Source organism: Paenibacillus koleovorans NBRC 103111, assembly GCF_004000845.1.
In the GTDB taxonomy this organism is placed as follows: domain Bacteria; phylum Bacillota; class Bacilli; order Paenibacillales; family NBRC-103111; genus Paenibacillus_AA; species Paenibacillus_AA koleovorans.
The window spans coordinates 1-6,541 of the sequence record NZ_BIMA01000198.1 but is presented as its reverse complement, the minus strand read 5'-3'; the positions used below and the strand labels follow the sequence as shown (position 1 = coordinate 6,541).

Sequence of the window (6,541 nt, the reverse complement as noted above, 5' to 3'; positions counted from 1 at the left end):
AAAATCGTTGTTACGTTTTCTGGTGGCAGCTAGATAGGGATAGTTGTGCAGGAGTAATTCATAGGAGAGGATAATTGAATATCCGGACACTGCACACCCCAACTTCAGCTCGCCGTCCCTTCCACCAAACATAACTAGACATCTCGCATCCAAAATAGTATAACGGCATTGTAGGGATTCAATCGCAACAGCACGAAACCAGGGGAGGCGCAATGTGAGCGCAAGGAAAACAAACACCAAGTGGATGGACAACCCGTATGTATTGATGGGGCTTTTGCTGGTCCTATGGGGGTCCTTTGCGGCAGCGAGCAAGTTTGCGCTCCAATCGTTGGATAGCTTCCAAGTGCAGTTTTACATGTTCGGCTCGGCGTTGGTCGTGATGACCGTCATTTTCGTCGCCAACGGCAGAATGAGAAGCTTGCTGGCATTGCCGCCATATGCATTCCGTAAGCTTATCGTGTACGCCATCCCATCCTACCTATACTATTTTCTCTACATTATGGCGCTGCAGCTTGTTCCCGCGATTGAAGCTTCCATGCTGAATTATATGTTCCCGATTCTGATAGTGGCGCTGTCCGTACCGATGCAAGGGGAGAAGCTGAGCTTTCCGATAGTCGCGTCAGTAATCGTCGGATTTGCCGGGATGGTAGTTATTGTTACAGGCGGGGATTTCTCGGACATTCGGTTGACGAATTGGAAAGGGGATTTACTGGCGCTAGGGGCAGCCTTCTGCTGGGCGCTCTTCTCCAATTGGGGGAAACGGAACGAGATCGATTCGGATTTGAGCAACTACATGTACACTTTCGTGTCTTTCGTTTTGGCGGCGGTGAGCTTGGTTCTGTTCTCCGACTTTCGGATTCCCGCTTGGGAAGCGGGGGCTTGGGTCGTATGGATCGGGCTCAGCAATATTGTGTTTACTTACTACCTCTGGTTCCGGGGGTTAAAATCGTCCTCGTCCGCATTGATCGCGAGTTTGTCGTTTTTGACGCCCTTTTTCACCCTATTGTTTATCGTCTGGCTGTTGAAGGAACCGATGAAGCCGGCCCAGTGGGTCGGATTGTTGCTGATCGTGGCGGGTATCGCCATTCAGATGTTGGGAGAACGCTGGAAATCACGTAAAGTATCCAATCTATCCAAGAAAGCAGGTGCTTGAGCATGTGCCGAAATATTAAGATTTTGTTTAATTTTGACCTGCCGGCTACAGAGAATGAGGTGGAAGCCGCGGCATTGCAATTCGTGCGCAAGCTGTCGGGTTTCAATCAGCCTTCGAAGGCGAATGAGGCGGCTTTTCATAAAGCGGTGCACGAGATCACGCATGCGGCGCAGGAGCTGCTGGAATCGCTAGTGACGAATTCGGAGCCTCGCAATCGAGAGGTGGAGATCCAGCGGGCGAAGGCTCGTTCGATCAAACGGTTCGGGCCTAGAAAGTCGTAGGAGGCGAGGAGCGGCATGTTAGCGATTCAGGACATTCAGCGTATGATCCCGCATCGGTATCCATTTCTGTTGGTGGATCGCATCGTGGAGTGGGAGGAAGGTAAACGGGCAGTCGGATGGAAGCAGGTCGCGGGGACGGAGCCTTATTTTGGAGGGCATGGGGCAGCTCCATCGGTAGTGCCAGGCGTTCTCTTGGTAGAAGCTCTCGCCCAAGTAGGAGGGATTGCCATTTCCTCACGGGAAGGCAACCACACCAAACTGGGCTTGTTGGCGTCGATCGACAACTGTTCGTTCCCTCACACGGTGCATCTTGGCGACGAAGTGCGGCTCGAGTTCGAGGTGAACAGGATCAAAGGCCACATCGTGAAAGGGAAAGGCATCGCGTTTGTGAACCAAATCATCGTTTGCGAGACGGAAATCATGTTTGCCTTAAGCACGATCTAACCCGGAACTCATCATTATAAGGAGCAACCACCATGAGCCCAATCCGCGAAATGACAATAAATGACTACGAGCAGCTAATCGAACTGTGGAGCCGGATACAGGGATTGGTGCTAAGCGAGTCGGATTCCAAAGAAAATATAAAGCTGTATTTGACCCGCAACCTTGGCATGAGCTTCGTAACGGAACAAGACGGTCGAATCACGGGGACTATCCTGTGCGGTCATGATGGACGTCGCGGGTATATTTATCATGTAGCGGTGGATCCGGAATCACGGGGACAAAAGCTCGGCGAACGGCTGGTGCGGGCAAGCCTGGGACGGCTCAGGCAAGAAGGAATCGAGAAATGCCATCTCTTCGTTCTGGACGACAACGAGATCGGCCGGAGGTTTTGGCATGCGGTCGGTTGGGAGAAGCGGAGCGGATTTTGCGTCTTCAGCAGGGATGTGTAGTGGGATTTATTATCATCTTCTTCCTTATATTGCATTGACAAGTTTTGACACGTCCGGCATAGTAATGGTAGGCCTTGAGGACTACCTTGCCTAACTAAACTAGTCGAATGGAGGGAATACACTGCAACTGGTTCCGGCAACGCACGCGGATGAGCCTTTCTTGTACGAGCTATACAGAAGCACCCGTGCCGAAGAAGTAGCTGCATTCGGCTGGGACGAGCGCGCATCGGATGGATTTTTACGGATGCAATTCGATATTCAGCGCCGTTCGTATGCGATGCAATATCCGGAGTCGAAGCATCTGCTGATTTATGTGGAACAGCTGCCAGTCGGGCGGTTGCTTCTGGACGAGTCTTCGAACGAAGAGAAGGCCATACAGCTTATCGATGTGTCGCTTTTGCCGGAATTCCGCAATCAAGGAGTCGGCACACGCTTGTTGCAGCATTTGCAGCGACTGGCGAGCGAAACGCTGAGAGGCATTCGGTTGAGCGTGCTTCAATCGAATCCAGCCATCCGGCTGTATGAAAGGCAAGGATTTATGGTGACCGGCGAGTCTGTTCCGTATTTGCGGATGCATTGGCACCCGGCGGAAGGGGCAGCGACACAGGAAGGGGATTGTAGATGAGCGATCAGTATTTAGGAGAGATTCGATTATTTTCCGGCAACTATGCACCTCAGGGGTGGGCGATGTGCAACGGGCAAATCCTGTCCATCTCCGAGAATGAGGCCTTGTATACACTTATTGGCGCTACATACGGCGGGGATGGAAGAACGACATTCGGTTTGCCGGATTTGCGCGGTCGAATACCGCTTCATACGGGCACGAACACCTCAACCGGAACGGTTTATTCGATTGGGCAGAAAGGTGGTGTGGAAACCGTAATACTGACAACGGCCCAGCTCCCGGCACACACACACCAAGTGAGTTCGAATAGTTTAGACGGCACTAGCGTTAGCCCCACAAACGGTTATTTTGCTGGAAGCAGCGTGAATCAATACTCCACTCTATCACCGAATGCTATGATGAATGCGGCAGCGATTAGCAGCGTAGGCGGCAATCAAAGCCACAACAATATGATGCCATTCAACACACTTACATACATCATTGCGCTTCAGGGGATTTTCCCTAGTCCGGCTTAGCAAAATATCCGTAAAGAATGGAGGAACTCCTGAAATGGCTGAACCGTTCCTTGGAGAAATCAGATGCTTCTCGTTTAATATTACACCTACAGGCTGGGCGCAGTGCAACGGCCAACTCCTGAAGATTCAACAATATAATGCGCTATTTACTCTGTTAGGAAACACATATGGCGGGGATGGCATCACAACTTTTGCCTTACCCAATATGATGGGAAGAACGGCGATTCATCTCGGAGCAAATGGTGTAAATACACGGGGTCAACTCGGCGGTGAAGAAATGCATGTGTTAACCGTTAACGAAATGCCTGCTCATACGCATGAGTTAACTGGCGGGACCGGAGCATCGACGAATGTGGCGACCGCCAATGTGTGGGGGACGCCGGCCGCGAGTACGAACGTTTCCAATTACATGAGCGAGACGAATAGCCAGATGAGCAATAACGCGTTGGGTATGGCTGGTGCCAGTCAAGGGCATGAGAATAGACAGCCCTATGCAGTGTTCAATTATTGCATAGCGGTTCAGGGGATTTGGCCACCGAGAAACTAGGGAGCGAGGCGAAGTTTATGGATCCATATATTGGAGAAATCCGAGTGTTTGCAGGCGACTACGCGCCCGCCGGTTGGGCGTTGTGCAACGGTGATATTTTACCGATTCAGACCAACCAAGCTCTTTTCACTATAATCGGGAATGCATATGGCGGAGATGGCCGAACTAATTTCGCCCTACCTAATCTAATGGGCCAGGCTGCCATGCATCAAGGGACCGGTCCAGGATTGACCCCTCGTCCTTTTGCAGTGAGCGGAGGCACAACGGGAGTTACTGTGTTAATCGATCAGATGGCCAATCACGACCATGCGCTCAATAGTCAGACGACAGCGAATTCGGAATCTGCAGTCAATACGATCTGGGCGAATGCGCCGGGCGGTAAGTTTTCGAAAATGGTGTATTCGCATACGGCGGAAACGCAAATGAATCCTCTGATTGTCAATGCGGTCGGCGGCAATCAGTCGCATAATAACATGCAACCTTATATCGCGATGAATTTTATTATCGCGCTGGAAGGCGTTTATCCGGTCAAACCATAAGCTCTACCGAGTGGTCTCCTTACGCGCCGCCGAACGTTGGCGGCGCGTTTGGTTACCCGCGGTTATCCGGCTCTTCAGCAGTTCCTACCGTTAAGGCTTGAAAAGTCCAGAGCATCTCGGTCACCAGCTTGATCTGATCGTTGCGGCACTGGACAATTACCGTTACTTCCGGAAGGCTCTTCTGCAGGCGCCGGGTGTTCTGTTTACGGCGGAGTCCGTAGTAGAGGCCGAAGCCGACAAGAAATCCGCTTCCTCCACCAATCAAGCCACTGAGAATCGGTCCTATTTTCCACACAAACCCCACACTTGCTCCAATGACGCTCAAAGCTGTAGCTGTTGCCATCCCAATGCCGACACCGGTGGAATGAATATCCCGCGTGCTTTTCACCGCTTGGTGGGAAGGCATCGGTTCCGTCTCCATCACCACGACCAATATTTGCTTGCGAGAGACCCCGGAATGCTCCAATTCGGCCAGTGCTTGCTCGACCTCTATGGAATGGGGGAATGTACCTACTATTAACATCGGCTTCACCTGTTTCTAAGGAAAAATACGCACCTCGGAAAGCGAGTACCGCTCGGTCAAAAATTGGCGCTGTTCCAATCTATACAGACGGTTGTGAGCGATGGCCGTTTCGTAGGCGTGATACATGGAGCCGCCAAGAACCGAGGGCATGAACAGCAGCCAATGAGGATGGAGGACCTGAATCGAGTCCTGAAGGCGCCCCAACAATAAATAAAGAACTGAAACATAACATTGCGAAAGCCAACTATAGATCCACCACCAAAGTATCCCGTAGAAGGCAAGACCGAACCGCTGATTGTACAGTTGTCCTAATCCCGGGAAGAAAAACGAGGCTACCACTCCGCTGAAGGGACTTCGCTGCTCTAAATACTGGAGTTCCAACGGCGTAATCCGCACACTGACCATCGCTTCATTCTCCAGTTCCCCCAAGTGAGACAGCTTGTTCACATAAAGGCTGGAGCGGTAGCTGTCCCAGATGGAAAAGATGTAAATGGCAATATAGCCGTATATCCAGTTGGGATGCAACACGTCCCTCGCTTGCTGAAACTGCCCGCAAAACGAATACACCATCGACTCATTGATCCGCGCCAAAGAGTTAATGACGACCTCTGACAGTGTTAGCAACGCGCCTCTTATGTATTGGTTGAGCATGAAATGCCCGAAGCCCGGGAAAACAGCCGACCACCACGCGATCATGTAAGGATGCTGCCGCAAGATTTGGGTAACGCCAAATGAGCTTAACATGTAAAGGGGGCGTCGAGAACGAGTTGCCATCGGATAAGTTCTCCATCATCAACCATACTTGTATAGGTGAGCCTAGTTTTCCATTTCCGTACGAAAATAATCCGTTTACAATAGGATTATTCGAATCTCAGCGAGAGCCAGAAGGGAGTCAGCTAGAATGAACGCTATGAACATCAGTTCATTGAGTGATCTGCAGGGAGATGACTTGGAGCAACTGACGGAGCTTCTGATCGCGGTTGTGGAAGATGGCGCATCCATCGGTTTTTTGCCGCCGGTAGGACGGGAAGAAGCTGTAGCGTACTGGGACGGGGTGATGGGTCCGGACGTGGTTTTGTTGGTTGCCCGACAAGAGGGACGTATCGTTGGAACCGTGCAGCTCCATCTGTGCGGGAAGGCGAACGGACGGCACCGCGCAGAGATCGCGAAGCTGATGACCGCCCCGGCGTGTCGCCGGCAAGGGATCGGTCGGCTGCTGATGCTGGAGGCGGAGCAACAGGCGCAAGTCGCGAGACGCACCTTGCTTGTGCTGGACACGCGGGAGGGCGATCCGAGCAACCGGCTCTATCTCGCGCTCGGCTACGTGCAAGCCGGGATCATTCCGCGCTACGCCATGTCCGCGAACGGGTCGCTCGATACGACGGTTTTGTACTACAAGGAAACTGGAGAAACAGGATAGGAGCCGATTCGGCTCCTTTCTCAACATATAAGAAAGTTTCATGGT

11 protein-coding genes are annotated in these 6,541 nt (G+C 51.8%); 9 read left to right on the top strand and 2 right to left on the bottom strand.

The window, feature by feature from the left end; translation table 11 throughout:
* The first annotated feature begins 214 nt into the window (after window positions 1-214).
* From PKO02S_RS31325 to PKO02S_RS31290, 8 genes are all read left to right on the top strand, one after another.
* On the top strand, window positions 215-1,153 hold the full coding sequence (locus tag PKO02S_RS31325) for a DMT family transporter (RefSeq protein WP_127589115.1): 939 nt from the start codon (window positions 215-217) through the stop codon (window positions 1,151-1,153).
* Window positions 1,154-1,155: 2 nt separating this feature from the next.
* Window positions 1,156-1,434: a DUF2277 domain-containing protein gene (locus PKO02S_RS31320; RefSeq protein ID WP_127589113.1), complete on the top strand. Its 279-nt coding sequence runs from the start codon at window positions 1,156-1,158 to the stop codon at window positions 1,432-1,434.
* Window positions 1,435-1,449: 15 nt separating this feature from the next.
* Window positions 1,450-1,878, top strand: coding sequence for a 3-hydroxyacyl-ACP dehydratase FabZ (gene fabZ / locus PKO02S_RS31315; RefSeq protein WP_127589111.1), 429 nt, complete (start codon window positions 1,450-1,452; stop codon window positions 1,876-1,878).
* Window positions 1,879-1,910: 32 nt separating this feature from the next.
* A complete protein-coding gene (locus PKO02S_RS31310) occupies window positions 1,911-2,327 on the top strand; it encodes a GNAT family N-acetyltransferase (RefSeq protein ID WP_127589109.1) in 417 nt (138 codons plus the stop codon).
* 160 nt (window positions 2,328-2,487) lie between these two features.
* Window positions 2,488-2,952 (top strand): GNAT family N-acetyltransferase, encoded by a 465-nt coding sequence (locus tag PKO02S_RS31305; RefSeq protein WP_218033978.1) that lies wholly within the window; start codon window positions 2,488-2,490, stop codon window positions 2,950-2,952.
* Window positions 2,949-3,467 (top strand): phage tail protein, encoded by a 519-nt coding sequence (locus tag PKO02S_RS31300; protein WP_127589105.1) that lies wholly within the window; start codon window positions 2,949-2,951, stop codon window positions 3,465-3,467. The genes PKO02S_RS31305 and PKO02S_RS31300 overlap by 4 nt, the downstream gene beginning before the upstream one ends.
* A gap of 34 nt (window positions 3,468-3,501) precedes the next feature.
* A complete protein-coding gene (locus PKO02S_RS31295; protein WP_127589102.1) occupies window positions 3,502-4,014 on the top strand; it encodes a phage tail protein in 513 nt (170 codons plus the stop codon).
* Between the two features lie 17 nt (window positions 4,015-4,031).
* Complete coding sequence (locus tag PKO02S_RS31290) at window positions 4,032-4,553, top strand: phage tail protein (RefSeq protein WP_127589100.1); 522 nt, start codon at window positions 4,032-4,034, stop codon at window positions 4,551-4,553.
* Window positions 4,554-4,605: 52 nt separating this feature from the next.
* Here the strand turns inward: PKO02S_RS31290 and PKO02S_RS31285 are convergent, their stop codons facing one another.
* Both PKO02S_RS31285 and PKO02S_RS31280 read right to left on the bottom strand, forming a co-directional pair.
* Entirely contained in the window at window positions 4,606-5,076 is a 471-nt protein-coding gene (locus PKO02S_RS31285; protein WP_127589098.1) for a hypothetical protein, read from the bottom strand.
* Window positions 5,077-5,091: 15 nt separating this feature from the next.
* On the bottom strand, window positions 5,092-5,850 hold the full coding sequence (locus PKO02S_RS31280; protein WP_127589096.1) for a hypothetical protein: 759 nt from the start codon (window positions 5,848-5,850) through the stop codon (window positions 5,092-5,094).
* 127 nt (window positions 5,851-5,977) lie between these two features.
* Between PKO02S_RS31280 and PKO02S_RS31275 the strand changes: the two genes are divergently transcribed.
* Entirely contained in the window at window positions 5,978-6,496 is a 519-nt protein-coding gene (locus PKO02S_RS31275) for a GNAT family N-acetyltransferase (protein WP_127589094.1), read from the top strand.
* Window positions 6,497-6,541 lie beyond the last annotated feature (45 nt).

Excerpts from the sequence above, each read along its gene's own strand:
- PKO02S_RS31320 (WP_127589113.1), top strand. The coding sequence starts at position 1,156 with ATGTGCCGAAATATTAAGATTTTGTTTAATTTTGACCTGCCGGCTACA.
- PKO02S_RS31280 (WP_127589096.1), bottom strand. The coding sequence starts at position 5,850 with ATGGCAACTCGTTCTCGACGCCCCCTTTACATGTTAAGCTCATTTGGC.
- PKO02S_RS31275 (WP_127589094.1), top strand. The coding sequence starts at position 5,978 with ATGAACGCTATGAACATCAGTTCATTGAGTGATCTGCAGGGAGATGAC.
- PKO02S_RS31300 (WP_127589105.1), top strand. The coding sequence starts at position 2,949 with ATGAGCGATCAGTATTTAGGAGAGATTCGATTATTTTCCGGCAACTAT.
- PKO02S_RS31310 (WP_127589109.1), top strand. The coding sequence starts at position 1,911 with ATGAGCCCAATCCGCGAAATGACAATAAATGACTACGAGCAGCTAATC.
- PKO02S_RS31290 (WP_127589100.1), top strand. The coding sequence starts at position 4,032 with ATGGATCCATATATTGGAGAAATCCGAGTGTTTGCAGGCGACTACGCG.
- PKO02S_RS31285 (WP_127589098.1), bottom strand. The coding sequence starts at position 5,076 with ATGTTAATAGTAGGTACATTCCCCCATTCCATAGAGGTCGAGCAAGCA.
- PKO02S_RS31295 (WP_127589102.1), top strand. The coding sequence starts at position 3,502 with ATGGCTGAACCGTTCCTTGGAGAAATCAGATGCTTCTCGTTTAATATT.
- fabZ (WP_127589111.1), top strand. The coding sequence starts at position 1,450 with ATGTTAGCGATTCAGGACATTCAGCGTATGATCCCGCATCGGTATCCA.